Here is a 16569-nt window from a genome sequence, read left to right as displayed (position 1 = left end):
CCTTCAAATCCCCCGAGGAAAAACCGATGTCCATCGCCAGATCACCCCGCCTCGCCGCCGTCGTGGCGCTCACCCTCCTCGCGGCCGTCGGCTGCGGCTCCGCCGAGAGCACCGGTGAAGCGCCCGCCGCCGCCGAGCCCGCGACGAGGGTCTTCACCGCCGACAACGGCGACATCACCATCCCCGTCTCGCCGAAGCGCGTGGTGGCCACCGGGTACGCCGTGCCCGCCCTGCTGGAGGCGGACGCCCCCCTCGTCGGGATCTCCACGTGGAAGCGGGGTGAGCCGCTGATGACCGAGGACGACCTGAAGAAGTACCAGGAGCTGGCCAAGGTCGCGGGCGAGTCGGCGGCGGAGACGAACTACGAGGCCATCGCGCAGGCCGAGCCGGACCTGATCGTCATCGGCGTGCCGAAGCCGGTGCTGGCCGACATCGACCTCAAGCGGCTGGAGGCCATCGCGCCGGTCGTGGCCATCGGCCCGTCGGTGCCCTCGGCGTGGCGCGACCTGTCCCGCAAGCAGGCCGACGCGGCGGGCGCGCTGTCCGAGTTCGACTCGGTGCGCACCCAGTACGACGACAAGGCCAAGGGGCTCAAGGACAAGTACGCCTCCGTGCTGCCGCAGCTCAAGCTCGGGCACGTCGGCGCGTACGGCGAGGTCGCCAAGGGCAACTTCCAGCGCGAGTTCAACGGCTCCTGGGGCACCAACATCGTCCAGGACGTCGGCGGCGCGTACTACGGCCAGGTCAAGGTCAAGGGCGGCGGCTCCAAGGACGTCAGCGAGTACCCGTCCATCGAGGAGCTGACCGCCGCGTTCACCGAGGCCGACGCCATCACCTACTCGGTCGCCGCCGACGGCAAGGTGCCGCCGCCGGTCCAGTACGTCATGGACTCCCAGCTGTGGAAGGACCTGCCCGCGGTGAAGGCGGGCAAGGCGTTCCCGATCCGCTACACCGAGGCGGCCACCTACCGCTCCGCGATGAAGACGCTGGACGCGGTCGACGAGGCGTTCGCGCCGCTGCTGAAGAAGTGACGGCCACGCGCCGGCTGCCGGGCGCACGGGTCGTGCTGCTGGTCGCCGCACTGGTCCTGCTGGCCGGGGTGGCGGTGCTCAGCGTCGGGATCGGCGCCCACGCCATCGCACCGGCCGAGGTCGTGCGGGCGCTCCTGGACCCGACCGGGTCCAGCGACCACGTGGTGGTCCGGGACATCCGGATGCCCCGTGCCCTCCTGGCGGTCGGCGCGGGCGCCGCGCTCGCCGTGGCGGGCGTGCTCGTCCAGGTGCTGTCGAGGAACCCGCTGGCCGAGCCCGGCGTCCTCGGCGTCACCGCGGGCTCCGGGTTCGCGATCACCGCGGGCTCGGCGCTCGGGCTCACCGCCACCGCGACGGGGGAACTCGCCCTCGCCGTGCTGGGCGCGGTGATCGCCGCCGTGGTCGTGTACTCGGTGGGCCGCCGGTCGCCGCTGCGGCTGGTGCTCACCGGCGTCGCGCTCAGCTCCGTGCTGGCGGGCGTGTCCCTCGGCCTGCGGCTGGTGCTCCCGGACGTGTTCGACGAGTACCGCTTCTGGTCGGTCGGGTCGCTGGCGGGGCGCGAGCAGTCGCCGACGACGTTGCCGCTGCTGGCGATCGGCGTCGCGGTGCTCGGCGCCGTGCTGCTGAGCAGGCAGCTCAACGCGGTGGCGCTGGGGGACGCGGTGGCGCACGCGCTGGGCGCGAACGTCGCCCGCATCCGGGTCACGGCGCTGGTGCTGACCACCGTGCTGGCCGGCGCGGCGACCGCCGTGGCGGGGCCGATCCTGTTCGTCGGCCTGATCGTGCCGCACCTGGCGCGGCGGGCGGCGGGCAGCTCGGTGCCGTGGCTGGTGGTCTACGCGGCCGTGCTCGGACCGGTGCTGCTGCTGCTGTCCGACATCGGCTCGCGGGTCCTGCTGCCGACCGGCGAGGTGCCGGTGGCGATCGTGACGGCTTTCCTGGGTGGTCCGGTGCTGATCTGGGCGGTTCGGCGGTACGGGGCGGTGGCGTCGTGAGCGCGGTGGTGCTGCGGCGCGGGCCGGTGTCGGTCCGGGTCGAACGACGGACCCTGGTGCTGGTCGCGGCGATGTCCGCGGTCATCCTGGGGCTCGGCTTCGTCGGCCTGTCCTACGGCGCGACGTGGGCGAACCCGGCGAAGGTCTTCGCCGCGCTCGGCGGGTCCGGCGGCGGTTCCGGCGTGGTGATCCGCGAGTGGCGGCTGCCGCGGGTGCTCGCCGGGGTCGTCTTCGGGGCGGCGCTGGGCGTGGCGGGCGCGATCTTCCAGAACATCACCCGCAACCCCATGGGCAGCCCGGACATCATCGGCCTCGACGCGGGCGCCTACACCGGCGCGCTGGTCGCGATCACGGTCCTGTCCGGCACGTCCGCGCAGCTGACCGCCGGCTCGGTGGTCGGTGGCGCGCTCGCCGCCGCCGCCGTCTACCTGCTGTCGCTGGGCGGCGGCCTGTCCGGGCTGCGGCTGGTGGTCATCGGCATCGCGGTCAACGCGATCCTGACCGCCGTCAACTCCTGGATCGTGCTGCGGGCCGAGCTCGAAGTGGCCATCGCCGCCGTGGGGTGGAACGCGGGTTCCCTCAACGGCGTCGACTGGGACGACCTGCGCATCCCGTTCGGCGTGATCGCCGTGCTGCTGCTCCTGCTCGTCGTCCGCTCCAACGCCCTGCACCAGGACGCGCTCGGCACGGCCCTCGCCGTCACCACCGGTGTCGGCGTGGACCGGCTGCGGCTGCACCTCGTGCTCCTCGGCGTCGGCTGCACGGCCACCGTGACCGCCGTCGCCGGACCCATCGGGTTCATCGCCCTGGCCGCGCCGCAGATCGGCAGGCGGCTGGCCCGCGCGCCCGGCGTGCCGCTGCTGCCCGCCGCGCTGACCGGCGCGGTGCTGCTCCTGGGCGCCGACCTGATCGCCCAGATGCTGCTGGCGCCCGTCGCCCTGCCGGTCGGCGTGGTCAGCACGGCCGTCGGCGGCTGCTACCTGATCTGGCTGCTCACGAAGGAGGTGCGGCGAGCGTGACCACGCGCCTGACCGCCGGGGACCTGACGCTGCGCTACGGCGACCGGGTGGTGTCGACGCGGCTGAGCCTCGACATCCCCGACGGCGCCTTCACCGCCATCGTCGGCCCCAACGCCTGCGGCAAGTCGACCCTGCTGCGCGCGTTCGTCCGGCTGCTCCGCCCCGCCGGGGGCGACGTGCGCTTCGACGACCGCGAGGTCGGCTCGTACCCGACCAAGGCGCTGGCCCGGTCGCTCGGCTTCCTGCCGCAGGACCCGGTCGCGCCCGACGACATCCGGGTGCGCCGGCTCGTCGCCCGCGGCCGGTACCCGCACCAGTCGCTGCTGTCGACGTGGTCGGAGCAGGACGAGGCCGCCGTCACCGGGGCGATGGCCGCCGCCGGGGTCGCCGACCTGGCCGACCGGCCCGTGCAGGAGCTGTCCGGCGGGCAGCGGCAGCGGGTGTGGGTGGCCGTGGTGCTGGCGCAGCAGACGCCCTACCTGCTGCTGGACGAGCCGACGTCGTTCCTCGACATCACCCACCAGTACCAGCTGCTGAAGCTGCTGGCCGGGCTGCGCGACGAGGGCCGCACGGTCATCGCGGTGCTGCACGAGATCAACCAGGCGAGCCGGTACGCCGACCACCTCGTCGCCATGAAGGACGGCCGGATCGTCGCCCAGGGCGCCCCCGCCGACATCGTGGACTCCACGCTGCTCAAAGAGGTCTTCGACCTGCCCAGCGTCGTCGTGCCCGACCCGGTGACCGGCACACCCATGGTCGTGCCCGCGCTCTGACCGCGGCACACCCCAGATCCCAGGAGCACGAGTTGAGCACTGCCCACGCCCAGCGCCCGTCGACCACGCCACCGGTCGACGTGGTCCTCGACCTGACCGGCGCGCAGACGGGCATCTGGAACGCGCAGCGGCTGGAACCCGACTCGCCCTACTACGTCGTCGGCGACGTCGTGGAGATCACCGGGGAGCTGCCGGTCGACGCCGGGCTGGTCGCCCGCGCCGTGCGAGCCGCGTTCGAGGAGGCGGAGAGCCTGCGGCTGCGGGTGTTCGACACGCCGTCGGGGCCGCGCCAGGTCGTGTCCGACGAACCGGTGCCGCTGCCGGAGGTGGTCGACCTCAGCGGCTCGGCCGACCCGCGGGCCGCGGCCGAGGCGCTGGTCCGGGCCGAACGGGCGCGCGTCGCCGAGGCGTGCCGGGGCATGGTGGACCGGCCGCTGTTCTCCTGCACCGTCATCCGGCTGTCCGACCGGGAGGTCTGGTACACGCAGCTGGGCCACCACCTGGTGTTCGACGGCTACACCGCGGCGATGCTGGCCCGCCGCACGGCCGCGCACCACACCGCGCTGGCGACCGGCGCCCCCGCGCCGAAGTCGGCGTTCGGCCGGTTCGCCGACCTCGTCGCCGCCGACCTGGCCTACCGGGCGGGCGAGCAGTTCGAGCGCGACCGGGCTTACTGGCTGGACCGGCTGACGCCGATGCCCGAGTTCGACCCGGACGACGCCGCCGCGCCCGGCCCGCCGGACCGCACGGTCACCGCCCGCGCGGTCGTGCCCGCCGACGAGGTGGCCCGGCTGCGCGAGTTCGCCGAGGGCCTGGGCGTCACCTGGGGCGAGGTGCTGATCGCCTGCTACGCCGCGTTCCTGCACCGGGTGCTCGGCCGCACCGACGTCGTGTTCGCCCTGCCGCTGATGTGCCGCACGGGCGTCGGCCTGCGCACCCCCGCCATGGCGGTCAACGTGCTGCCGCTGCGGGTGGACGTGCGCGGTGACGACGACCTCGGCGGGCTGAGCAAGCGGGTGGCCGGGGTGATGCGCGAGATGCGCGCCCACCAGCGGTACCGGGGCGAGGACCTGCCGCGCGACCTGGCGACGCCCGGCGCGGGCGCGCTGCTGCACGGCCGGGGCGTGAACCTCAAGGCGTTCGACCTGGCGATCGACTTCGCGGGCGCGACCGGCGTGATGCGCAACGTCGCGGGCGGTCCGCCGGAGGACATGGGGCTCAGCGTCCTGCCGACCCGGGACGGCGGCCTGCTGCTGGGCTTCGAGGTGGACGCCCGCACGCACGACCAGGCGGCGGTGGAGCGCAAGCTGACCGCGTTCCGCTCGCTGCTCGCCGCCGCCACTGCCGCCGATGCGTCGGTGATCGGCCGGGTGGCCCTGATGGCGCCCGAGGAGCGGGCCGGGTTGCTGGGGGAGTGGTCGACGGCCGCCCTGCCCGGCGTGCCGCGCGACGTGGCCGCGGTGCTGGACGACCTCGACACCGACGCGACCGTCCTGGTGCACGGCGACGACCGGCTGACCGGGCGCGACCTCGTGCGTCGCGTGCACCGCCTGGCGCGTGCGCTGCGGGCGCGGGGCGTCGGGCCGGACGACGTGGTGGCGCTCGCGCTGCCGCGGTCGGCCGACCTCGTCGTCTCCCTGCTGGCGGTGCTGGACGCCGGGGCCGCGTTCCAGCCGCTGGACGTCGAGCACCCCGGGGAACGGCTGCGCGAGCTGGTCGCCGACACCGGCGCGGCGCTCGTGCTGTGCACCGCGGCGACGGCCGGGATCGCGCCGGGCGGCAAGGGTCTCGTGCTGTCCGATGTGGACCTGACCACCGTGCCGGACACCGCGCTCACCGCCGGCGAACTGGCCGCGCCGCGCGACCCCGGGCACTTGGCCTACGTCATCCACACCTCCGGTTCGACGGGCCGCCCCAAGGGCGTGCTCGGCCGGGTCGGCGGCCTGCTATCGCTGCTGCACCACCACCGCTCGACCACCGTCGCCGAGACCGAGCGCGCGGCGGGCAGGCGGCTGCGCGTCGCGCACACCTACTCGTTCGCCTTCGACTCCGCGCTGGACCAGCTGTCGTGGCTGCTGTGCGGGCACGAGCTGCACCTCTACGACGCCGACCTGACCCGCGACGCGGACGCGTTGCTGGCCGCCTACCGGCGTGACCTGGTGGACGTCGTGGACACCACGCCGTCGATGGCCGCGCCCCTGGTGGACGCGGGCCTGCTGGCCGAGGGGGACCGGCCGGTGCTGCTCGTGCTGGGCGGCGAGGCCACGCCGCCCGCGCTGTGGCGGCGGGTCGCCGAGTCCGGCGTCCCGGCGCGCAACATGTACGGCCCCACGGAAGCCGCCGTGGACAGCACCAGCGCCCGGGTCGACGGCGACGCGCCGACCATCGGCTTCCCGCTGTCGGGCACCCGGGCCTACGTGCTGGACAACGCGCTCCAGCCGACGCCGCCGGGCGCCGTCGGCGAGCTGTACCTGGCCGGGCCGCACCTGGCCCGCGGTTACGCGAACCAGCCGGGCCTGACCGCCGAGCGGTTCGTCGCCGACCCGTTCGGCGACAGCCTCGGGTTCGGGCCGGGCGAGCGCATGTACCGCACCGGCGACCTGGCCCGCTGGGTCCCGGGTCGCGGCGTGGAGTACCTGGGCCGGCGCGACGGCCAGGTGAAGATCCGCGGCCACCGGGTCGAGGTCGGCGAGGTCGAGGCCGCGCTGGGGACGGTGGCCGGGGTCAGCGCGGCGGCCGCCGTCGTCCGGACCGACGCCCCGACGCCCCGCCTGGTCGGCTACGTCGTGCCCGTGGCGGGCGTCGTGCTCGACCCCGAGTCGGTGCGGTCGGCGCTCGTGGAGCGGGTGCCCGACCACCTGGTGCCCGCGGTGGTCGTGGTGCTGGACGCCCTGCCGGTCACGGTCAACGGCAAGCTGGACCGCGCCGCCCTGCCCGCGCCGCGGCTGACCGGCGGCGGCCGCGGCCCGACGACCGAGCGGGAACGGCTGCTGTGCGCGACCGTCGCCGAGGTGATGGGCGCCGAGCGGGTCGGGGTGGACGACGACTTCTTCGCCCTCGGCGGCGACAGCATCACGGCGATCAGCGTGAGCAGCCGGTTGCGCGCACGGGGCCTGGAGCTGCGGCCGCGCGACCTGCTGGCCCGCCGCAGCCTCGCCGCGCTCGCCGCCGCCGGCCGCGAGGTCGCCGAACCGGTCGCCGCGCCCGACGACCCGGTCGGGCCCGCGCCCGCGCCGCCGATCGCGCGCGCCCTGCTCGACGTGAACACCGCCGACGCCGTGGCCGGGTACGCGCAGTGGACCGCCGTGCGGGTGGACGAACCCCTCACCCCCGACGCCCTGACCACGGGTGTGGCCGCGGTGCTGGACCGGCACGACGCCCTCCGGCTCCAGGTGACCGACGACGGCCTGGTCGTGCGCCCGCCCGGCGCGGTGCGCGCCGCCGTCGAGGAGGTCGACGGGGACGGGGTCACCGCGACCGCCGAACGGCTGGCCGCGTCGCTCGACCCGAGGTCGGGCGACCTGCTGCGGGTCGCGCTGGTGCGCACCCCGCCCGGCGAGCCCGACCGGCTGGTCGTGGTGCTGCACCACCTGGTGGTGGACGGCGTGTCGTGGCGCGTCCTGCTGCCCGACCTGCACGCGGCCTGCTCCGGGGCCGCCCTCGCCCCGGTCGGCACGTCGTGGCGGCGGCACGCGCTGCTGCTCGCCGAGCAGGCCGGGACCGGCGCCCGGCGCGGCGAGCTGGACCACTGGCGGCGCGCCCTGAGCGGCGCCCGCCTCGCCCGGCGGCCGCTGGACCAGTCCGTCGACGTGGCGGCCACCGCCGACCGCACCACGACGGTCGCCTCACCGGAGGTGACCGCCGCGCTGCTGACCACCCTGCCCGCCGCCTACCGCGCCGGCGTCGACGAGGTGCTGCTGGCCGCCCTCGCGCTGGCCCTGCGGCTGCACGGCGCCGCCGGCGACGTCTCGGTCACCCTGGAGGGCCACGGTCGCGAGCACCCGGACGCCGACCTGTCCCGCACGGTCGGCTGGTTCACCAGCGAGTACCCGGTCCTCGTGCCCGCGGCCGACCTCGACGTCGACCGCCTGCTGCGCGCCGCGAAGGAGGCCAAGCGCACCACGCCCGACCACGGCATCGGCTACGGCGTGCTGCGCCACCTCGACCCGGCCACCCGCGACGAGCTGTCCGCCACCCCGCCGCCGGACGTGCTGCTGAACTACCTCGGCCGCTTCGCCCCGCTGCCCGGCACGGGCTGGCGGCTGCCCGAGGGCGAGGCGTTCGCGGTCGCCGAACCACCGGCCAAGGCACTCGAACAGCTGCTGGCGCTCAACTGCTTCGTGCGCGAGGACGGCGAGCCGCGGCTGGCCGTCGAGTGGACCGCCGCCTCGGCCGCGCTGCCGCCCGGGACCGTGGCCGACCTCCAGCGCGCCTGGGGCGAGGCGCTGGCCGCGCTGGCCGCGCACGCCGACCGGGTCGGTCCGGACGGCGGCGGGCTCACCCCGTCCGACCTGCCGCTGGTCGACCTCGACCAGGCCGCGATCGACGCCGTCGAGCGCACCGGCCGCGTCACCGACGTGCTGCCCGCGACCGCGCTGCAGGTCGGGCTGTCCTTCCACAGCCTGGTCCGCGGCGACCAGGACACCGACGTCTACGTGGTCCAGGCGGTGACGTTGCTGCGCGGCGACCTGGACCCCGACCGGATGCGCGCCGCGACCGCCGAGCTGCTGCGCCGCCACGACGCCCTGCGCGTCCACCTGCACACCACGGCCGCGGGCGACGTCGTCCAGGTCGTCCCGGCGGACGTGAGCCTGGACTGGCGGCAGGTCGACCTGTCCGCCGAGGGGGAGCGGGACGCCCTGCTCGCCGAGCACTGCCGCACCGAGCTGGAACGCCCGTTCGCGCCGCACGAGCCGCCGCTGATCCGGTTCCTGCTGTGCGCGCTCGGCCCGGACGAGCACCGGCTGGTCATCACCAACCACCACGCGCTGCTCGACGGGTGGTCCATGCCGCTGGTCGGCCGCACCCTGCTGGCCATCTACGCCGAACTCGGCGGCGGCCCGGCGGCGCCCACCGCGCCGCCCCTGGCCGAGTACCACCGCTGGCTGGCCGACCGCGACCACGACGCCGCGCTGGACGCGTGGCGCGGCGCCCTGGCCGGGCTGGCCGAGGGCACCCGGCTGGCCCCGCCCGGCGCGGGCGCCAGGGTCGACCGCCCGGAACGGGTGACCATCGGCCTCGGCGCGGACTTCAGCGAGCGGCTGCGCGCGTTCGCCCGCGACCGCGGCATCACGACCACCACCCTCCTGCAGACCGCGTGGGGCGTGCTGCTGGGCAGGCTCACCGGGCGGCGGGACGTGGTCTTCGGCTGCCCGGTCTCCGGGCGGCCGGCCGAGGTCGACGGGGTCGAGTCGATGATCGGCCAGCTCGGCGGCACGATCCCCGTCCGGGTCCGGCACGCGCCGGGCGACACCGCGGCCCGCCTGCTGGACCGGGTGCACGAGGAGAGCGTCGCGCTCGCCGAGCACCACCACGTGGGCCTGCCGGACGTCCAGCGCGCCGTCGGCCTCGGCGAGCTGTTCGACACCATGCTGGTGATGGAGAACTTCCCCCTCTCCAGCAGGCGGCGCACCACCCTCGCGCCCGGCCTGGACCTGGCCGGGGTGGACATCACCGACGCCACGCACTACCCGCTGACCGTCATCGTCATCCCCGACGACGAGATCGTGATCGGCCTCGGCTACCAGCCGCACGCGTTCGACGAGGCCACCGTGCGCGGGTACGGCCGCTGGCTGCGCGCGTTGCTGCACGAGATCGTCGCCGACCCGGACCGCCCGGTCGCCCGGCTGCGGGCGCTGGACGCCGAGGAGCACGACCGGCTGCTGGCCCTGGGCGTCGGCGCGCAGCCCACCCGCGAGCGCGGCGGCTGCCTGGCGGAGTTCGCCACGTGGGTGCGCCGCACCCCGGACGCGGAGGCCGTGGTGTGCCGCGACCGGTCGCTGAGCTATGCCGAGCTGGACCGGCGGGCCAACCGGCTGGCGCACGCCCTGATCGACCGGGGCGTGCGGCCGCAGGACCCGGTCGCGGTGCTGCTCGGCCGGGACGTGGAGATGGTGGTCGCGCTGTTCGGCGTGCTCAAGGCGGGCGCGGTGTACGTGCCGATGGACCCGGCCTACCCGGCCGACCGGCTGGCCTACATGATCGAGGACGTCGCGCCGGCCGCCGTGGTGGCCGAGGCGGGCGTGCCGGTGGACCTCCCGGTGGTCGACCCGTCCACTTCGGACGGACCGGGCGCGTGGGACGCCGACCCGGAGCACGCGCGCCGCGACCTGACCCAGGACTCGCTGGCGTACGTCATCTACACCTCGGGCACGACCGGCAAGCCCAAGGGTGTCGCGCTGACCCACCGCGGCGTGCCGAGCCTGGTCTCGCTCCAGGAGGACGTGGTCGGCATCGGTGAGCGCGAGCGCTACCTGCACTTCGCCTCGACCAGCTTCGACGTGGCGTTCTGGCAGTTCATGCTGCCGCTGCTGTCCGGCGGCACGTCGGTCATCGCGCCGGAGGAGGTGCGGGTGCCCGGCGACGAGCTGCTGGACTACATCGCCGAGCACCGCGTCACCGGCGTCAACCTGCTGCCGTCGTTCCTGGCCGCGATGCCGGACGACCGGACCGTGCCGCCGGACGTGTTCTTCGTCGTCGGCGCGGAACGCCTGGACCCCGAGCTGGCCCGCCGCTGGGGCGACCGCCGGGCGCTGTTCAACGCCTACGGCCCGACCGAGGTCACGATCAACTCGGTCACCTGGCACTACGACCCGGCCGACCCCGGACCGCTGCCGATCGGCCGACCGGACCCCGAGGTGCGCGCCTACGTGCTGGACGCGGGCCTGCTGCCGGTCGGCGTCGGCGTGACCGGCGAGCTGTACCTGGCCGGCCCGAAGCTGGCCCGCGGCTACGTCGGCCGGCCCGGGCTGACCGCCGAGCGGTTCGTCGCCGACCCGTTCGGCGACAGCCTCGGGTTCGGGCCGGGCGAGCGCATGTACCGCACCGGCGACCTGGTGCGGTGGCGGGCGGACGGCCAGATCGTGTTCCTGGGCCGCTCCGACCACCAGGTCAAGGTGCGCGGGTTCCGGATCGAGCTGTCCGAGATCGAGACCGTGCTCACTCGGCACCCCGACGTGCGGGCGTGCGCCGTGGTCGTGCGGGAGGACCGGCCCGGTGAGCGCAGGCTCGTCGGCTACGTCGTCCCCACCGACGACGCCGACCCGGACCCGGCCGCCGTGCGCGAGCACCTGGCCGCCGAGCTGCCCGACCACATGGTGCCGAGCGCCCTGGTGGTGATCGACCACCTGCCGCTGGGACCCGGCGGCAAGCTCGACCGGGCCGCGCTGCCCGCGCCGGAGTCCCGGTCCACCGCACCCGCCCGGGAACCGGCCACGCGCGCCGAGGCCGTGCTGCTGCGGGTGGTCCGCGAGGTGCTGGGCGCCGAGGACGTCAACCTGGACGACGCGTTCCTGGAGGTCGGCGGCGACAGCATCGTGTCGTTGCGGGTGGTCTCCCGGGCCAGGCGCGAAGGGCTGGGCCTGACCGCGCGCGACGTCTTCGAGGGCCGCACGATCGCCGGGATCGCCGCCCGCTGCGGCGGTTCCGACCGGGTCGAGGCGGCGCCCGCGACCGGTGACGCGCCGCTGACGCCGATCATGCGCGACCTGCTGCGCCGCTCCGGGCCGGCCGCCGACGGGTTCTGCCAGTGGGTGGAGATCTGCGTGCCCGCCGGTGGTGACGCGGCGAAGTGGCACGCCGTGCTCGACGCCGTGCTGACCCGGCACGACGTGCTGCGCGCGCACCTGGTGGGCGACGAGGTGCTGCGCGTCCCCGAGGCGGGCGCGGTGACCGCCGCCGACGTGCTCACGTGCGTCCGGGCGGACGACGACCTGCGCGCGGTGGTCGACTCCCACGTCGCCGACGCCCGCGCCCGGATGGACCTGCGCACCGGACCGCTGCTGCGCGCGGTGTGGGTGGACGCCGGGCCGGAGCGCCCCGGCCGGCTCGCGCTCGTCGCGCACCACGTCGTGGTCGACGCGGTGTCGTGGCGGATCGTGCTGGACGACGTGGCGCACCTGTACCGCGAAGGCGTCACGCCGCTGCCCCGGCACGGGCAGTCGTTCGTGGGCTGGGCGCGGTCGCTGCGCGACGCGGCGTCGGACCGGCTCGCGGAACTGCCGCACTGGGAGGCGGTCGACGCCGCGCCCGCCGTGCCGCTGACGTCCCCGCTGGACCCGTCGCGGGACACCGCGGGCACCGCCGTCCACCACCACCTGCGGCTCGACCCGGAGACCACCCGGACCGCGCTCACCACCCTGCCCGCCGCCTACCGCACCACCCCGGACACCGTGCTGCTCACGGCACTGGCCCGCGCGGTGGCCGCGTGGCGCGGCGGCGAGCCGGACCTGCTGGTCGCGCTGGAGAGCCACGGCCGGCCGCCGGAGGTCGACCTGTCCCACACCGTCGGCTGGTTCACCGCCGTGCACCCGGCGCGGATCGCGCCCGTCGGCCCCGGCGCGGCGGACGAGCTGAAGTCGGTCAAGGAGCACCTGCGCGCGGCCGGCGACGGCCTCGGGCACGGCATCCTCGGCCGGTCCGGGGCGCGGGAACCGGAGGTCGCCTGGAACTACCTCGGCCGCTTCCCGGCGCCGCCGACCGCGGAGGCGCCGTGGCAGCTGCCGCCGGACGCCGACCCGCTCGGCTCCGGCGGCGGCGGCGACCTGCCGCTGCCGCACGCCCTGATGATCAACGCCATGGTCCGCGACGACGAGCTGGGCGTCCGGTTCACCTGGCCCGCGGCGTTGTTCACCGAGGACGGGATCGGCGCCCTGGCCGAGTGCTTCCGGCGGGAGCTGACGCGGATCGCCACCGATCCGGACGTGCTGGACCGGGCCGGTCTGACGCCCTCGGACCTGCCGCTGGTCACGCTCGACCAGGCCGCGATCGACGCGCTGGAGCGCGACCGCGCGGTGGCCGACGTGCTGCCGCTGACGCCGTTGCAGTCCTCGATGCTCCGGCACGCGGACGCGTACACGGTGCAGGCGGCGTTCTCGCTGTCCGGCGTGCTCGACGTGGAGGCGTTGCGCGCCGCCGGGGCGGAGCTGCTGCGCCGGCACCCGAACCTCGGTGCGGTGTTCCCGTCGGCGCACGCGGTGCAGGTGATCCCGGTCGACCCGCGGCCGGGGTTCCGCGTGCTGGACACGTCCGACGTGGAGGGTGCGCTGGAGGCCGACCTGGCGGAGCCGTTCGACCTGGAGGTCGGACCGCCGCTGCGGCTGACCGTGGTGCGACCCGGTCCCGAGCGGGCCGTGCTCGTGCTGACCAGCCACCACGTGCTGTCCGACGGCTGGTCCGCGCCGCGCGTCCTGACCGAGCTGTTCGCCCTCTACACGGCGGAGACGGGCGGCGCCGTGACGCTGCCCGAGCCCGTTCCGCTCGCCCGGTACCTGAGGTGGCGGGCCGACCGCGACCACGCCGCCGACCTGCGCGCCTGGCGGGCGGAGTTGGAAGACCTGCCCGAGGGCGACTACCTCGTCGGCGATCGGGCCGGGGGTCGGGTCGGCGCCCGCGCGGCGGTCGTCGGCGCGCCTGATCCCGTGCTGCTGCACGTGGGAGCACCCCTGGTCGCCGCGCTCGGCCAAGCCGCCGCCCGGCACGGGGTGACGCCGAACACCGTCCTGCAGGGCGCGTGGGCGGCGGTCCTCGCCGGACGGTCCGATCGCCGGGACGTCTGCTTCGGCGCGATGGTGTCCGGCCGCTCCGCCGACGTCGACGGTGTCGAGGAGGTCATCGGGTTGCTGGCCAACGCGGTCCCGGTGCGGGTCCGCGGCACGGGCACGGTCGCCGAGGTGCTGGCCGACCTCCAGGCCCGGCAGCAGGCGCTGGTGGAGCACCACCACGTCGGCCTGGCCGAGCTGGAGGCGTCGGCCGGCGGGCGGCGGCTGTTCGACAGCCTCGTCGTGTTCGAGAACTACCCGGTCGACCCGGCGCGGCTGCGCGAACCGGCGCCCGGCCTGACCGTCACCGGGACCCGGTTCCGGGAGCGGACGCACCACCCGCTGACGCTCACCGTCGTGCCCGAGCACGAGGGCGGCTGGTCCGGTGTCCTGCACTACCAGGCGGACCTGTTCGGCGCCGCCGAGGTCGAGGCGTTCGCCGCCGACCTGCTCGCCGTGCTGCGCGACCTGCCCGAGCGGTTCGACGCCGACTTCACGGGCGTGCGGCCGTGAGCGGGGGAGCGGTCGGAACCGGCCGCGCGGTGGACGCGGCGTTGTGGCGCACCGCGTTCGTGCTCGTGCTCGGCACGTTCATGGCGACGCTGGACAGCACGATCGTCTCCGTCGGCATCGACGCGCTGGCCGAGCGGTTCGACGCGCCGGTCACCGACATCCAGTGGGTCAGCACGGCCTACCTGCTGGCGGTCGTCACGGCGGTGCCCGCGGCGGGCTGGCTGGCCGACCGGTTCGGCGGCCGGCGGACGTGGCTCGTCGCGGTGGCGGTGTTCCTGGTCGGCTCGGTGCTGTGCGCGCTGGCCTGGTCGCTGCCGAGCCTGATCGCGTTCCGCGTGCTGCAGGGCCTGGCCGGCGGGCTGCTGCCGCCGATCGGTCAGGCGCTGCTCGCGCGGGCGGCCGGTCGGGACCGGATCGGCCGGGTGATCGCCGTGGTCGGCGTGGTGCCGCTGCTGTCGCCGGTGCTCGGCCCGCTGGCCGGCGGCTCGATCCTCGGCGTGGCGGACTGGCCGTGGCTGTTCTACGTCAACGTGCCGATCGGGCTGGTGGCGATCCTGCTGGCCCGCCGGCACGTGGCCGCGGCGGCCCCCGGTTCGCGGGACGTGCCGTTCGACCTGCGCGGCGCGCTGCTGCTGTCGCCCGGCTTGGCCGTGCTGGTGTTCGGCCTCACCGAGGTCAACGGCAACGCGCCCGCGGTGGCCGCGGGCGCCGTGGTGGTCGGCCTCGGGATGCTGGTCGCCTTCGTCGTGCACGGCCTGCGGACCACCCGGACGCCGCTGGTCGACCCGCGGCTGTTCACCCGACCCCCGTTCGGCGTCGCGGCGCTGGCCCTGGCGGTGCTCGGCGCGTCGGTCTTCGGCGCGATGTTCCTGCTGCCCCTGTACTTCCAGACCGGTCGCGGCCTGACGGCGTGGGAGGCCGGGCTGCTGCTCGCGCCCCAGGGCGTCGGCGCGGCGGTGGCCTCGGTGTTCGTCAGCCGCGCGATCAACGCCGTCGCACCGCGCACCCTGGTGCTGACCGGCATCGCCCTGGTCGCGGTCGGCACGGCGCCGTTCACCCAGCTCGGGCACGCGCTGCCCGACGCGGTGATCGTCGCCTCGCTGCTGGTGCGCGGCCTGGGCGCGGCGATGATCGGCGCGCCGGTGATGAACATCGTCTACAGCCGGATCGAACCCTCGCACCTCCCGCGCGCGTCCAGCGCGCTGAACCTGCTCAACACCGTCGGCGGCTCGATCGGCACGGCGATCCTCGCGGTCGTCCTGCAGGACCGGTTGGCCGCCAACGGGTCCGACGTCACCGCGGCGTTCGCCGACACGTTCTGGTGGGTCCTCGGCCTGGCGCTCGTCGCCGTCCTCGGCGCGACCAGGCTGCCCCGCCACCGGCGACCCGCCGCTCACGAGAAGGGGTCGGCAGATGCCTGACCAGGACACCTTGCCCGCACCCGCCGAGGTCGTCGCGGCCGACCCGCTGCCCGCCGCCGCGGCCGGCGCGGTGGCCCGGCACCGCGAGACCGTGGCCGCCGTGCTGGCCGGCCGGGACCCTAGGCTGCTGGTCGTGGTCGGGCCCTGCTCGGTCCACGACCCGGCGGCGGCCCTGGACTACGCGGGGCTGCTCGCCACCGCCGCCGAACGCCTGTCCGACGACCTGGTCGTGGTGCTGCGCGCGTACCTGGAGAAGCCGCGCACGGTCGCCGGGTGGACCGGCCTGCTGCCCGACCCGACCCTGGACGGCAAGGGCGACATCGCCGCCGGGCTGAGGCTGGGCCGGTCGTTCCTGGTCCAGGCGGCGGCGACCGGCCTGCCCCTGGCCTACGAGTTCGTCGACCCGCTGCTGGCGCACCACGTCGCGGACACCGTGAGCTGGGCCGCGATCGGCGCGCGCACGGTCGCCGCGCCGCCGCACCGCCACCTGGCGTCGTGGCTGCCGGTGCCCGTGGGCATGAAGAACTGCGTCACGGGCCGGGTCGACACCGCCGTCGACGCCATCCGGGCCGCCGGGCTGCCGCACACGTTCCCCGGCGTCGGGCACGACGGCCGGCTGACCACGCTGCGCAGCGCGGGCAACCCGGACGCGCACCTGGTGCTGCGCGGCGGTTCCCGGCCCAACTACGACGCCGGCAGCGTGGCCGGGGCGCTGGACGCCCTGACCGCCGCCGGCCTGCCCCGACGCGTGGTGGTGGACGCCTCGCACGGCAACAGCGGCAAGGACCACAACCGCCAGCCGGTCGTGGTGACCGACCTGGCCGAGCAGGTCGCGGCGGGCAACCGCGCCCTGGTCGGCGTGATGGTCGAGTCCTACCTGGCCGACGGCGGCCAGAGCCCGACCGCGACCCCGCTGCGCCCGGACCTGAGCATCACCGACAGGTGCCTGGGCTGGGACCGCACGACCCCGCTGCTGGAGGTCCTGGCACGGGCCGCGCGCCGCCGTTCGGCCGTTCGCTGACGTTCGGCCGTTCGCGAGCCGAGACATTTCGACACGGA

Annotated in this window: 7 protein-coding genes; all 7 read left to right on the top strand. The window is 75.8% G+C overall.

What is annotated here, in order from left to right:
• Positions 1-26 precede the first annotated feature (26 nt).
• Genes AB0F89_RS28315 through AB0F89_RS28285 form a run of 7 tightly spaced genes read left to right on the top strand, consistent with a single transcriptional unit; the run spans position 27 to position 16531 of the window.
• Positions 27-1031 (top strand): ABC transporter substrate-binding protein, encoded by a 1005-nt coding sequence (locus tag AB0F89_RS28315; protein WP_367128666.1) that lies wholly within the window; start codon positions 27-29, stop codon positions 1029-1031.
• The gene (locus AB0F89_RS28310) at positions 1028-2026 is read left to right on the top strand and encodes a FecCD family ABC transporter permease (RefSeq protein ID WP_367128665.1); all 999 of its coding nucleotides are present in this window, start codon (positions 1028-1030) and stop codon (positions 2024-2026) included. The genes AB0F89_RS28315 and AB0F89_RS28310 overlap by 4 nt, the downstream gene beginning before the upstream one ends.
• Positions 2023-3045 carry a FecCD family ABC transporter permease gene (locus AB0F89_RS28305; RefSeq protein WP_367128664.1) on the top strand — a complete coding sequence of 341 codons (1023 nt, stop codon included), beginning with the start codon at positions 2023-2025 and terminating at the stop codon, positions 3043-3045. Before AB0F89_RS28310 ends, AB0F89_RS28305 begins: the two co-directional genes overlap by 4 nt.
• Positions 3042-3818, top strand: coding sequence for an ABC transporter ATP-binding protein (locus tag AB0F89_RS28300; protein ID WP_367128663.1), 777 nt, complete (start codon positions 3042-3044; stop codon positions 3816-3818). The genes AB0F89_RS28305 and AB0F89_RS28300 overlap by 4 nt, the downstream gene beginning before the upstream one ends.
• Positions 3819-3850: 32 nt before the next feature.
• Positions 3851-14089, top strand: a complete 10239-nt coding sequence (locus AB0F89_RS28295; RefSeq protein WP_367128662.1) for an amino acid adenylation domain-containing protein — start codon at positions 3851-3853, stop codon at positions 14087-14089.
• Positions 14086-15510: an MDR family MFS transporter gene (locus tag AB0F89_RS28290; protein WP_367128661.1), complete on the top strand. Its 1425-nt coding sequence runs from the start codon at positions 14086-14088 to the stop codon at positions 15508-15510. The genes AB0F89_RS28295 and AB0F89_RS28290 overlap by 4 nt, the downstream gene beginning before the upstream one ends.
• Positions 15503-16531, top strand: coding sequence for a 3-deoxy-7-phosphoheptulonate synthase (locus AB0F89_RS28285; RefSeq protein WP_367128660.1), 1029 nt, complete (start codon positions 15503-15505; stop codon positions 16529-16531). Before AB0F89_RS28290 ends, AB0F89_RS28285 begins: the two co-directional genes overlap by 8 nt.
• The last annotated feature ends 38 nt before the right edge of the window (positions 16532-16569 follow it).

The sequence above is a fragment of the Saccharothrix sp. HUAS TT1 genome (assembly GCF_040744945.1).
Classification (GTDB): Bacteria; Actinomycetota; Actinomycetes; order Mycobacteriales; family Pseudonocardiaceae; genus Actinosynnema.
This window is presented reverse-complemented; position numbering and strand designations above follow the sequence as displayed.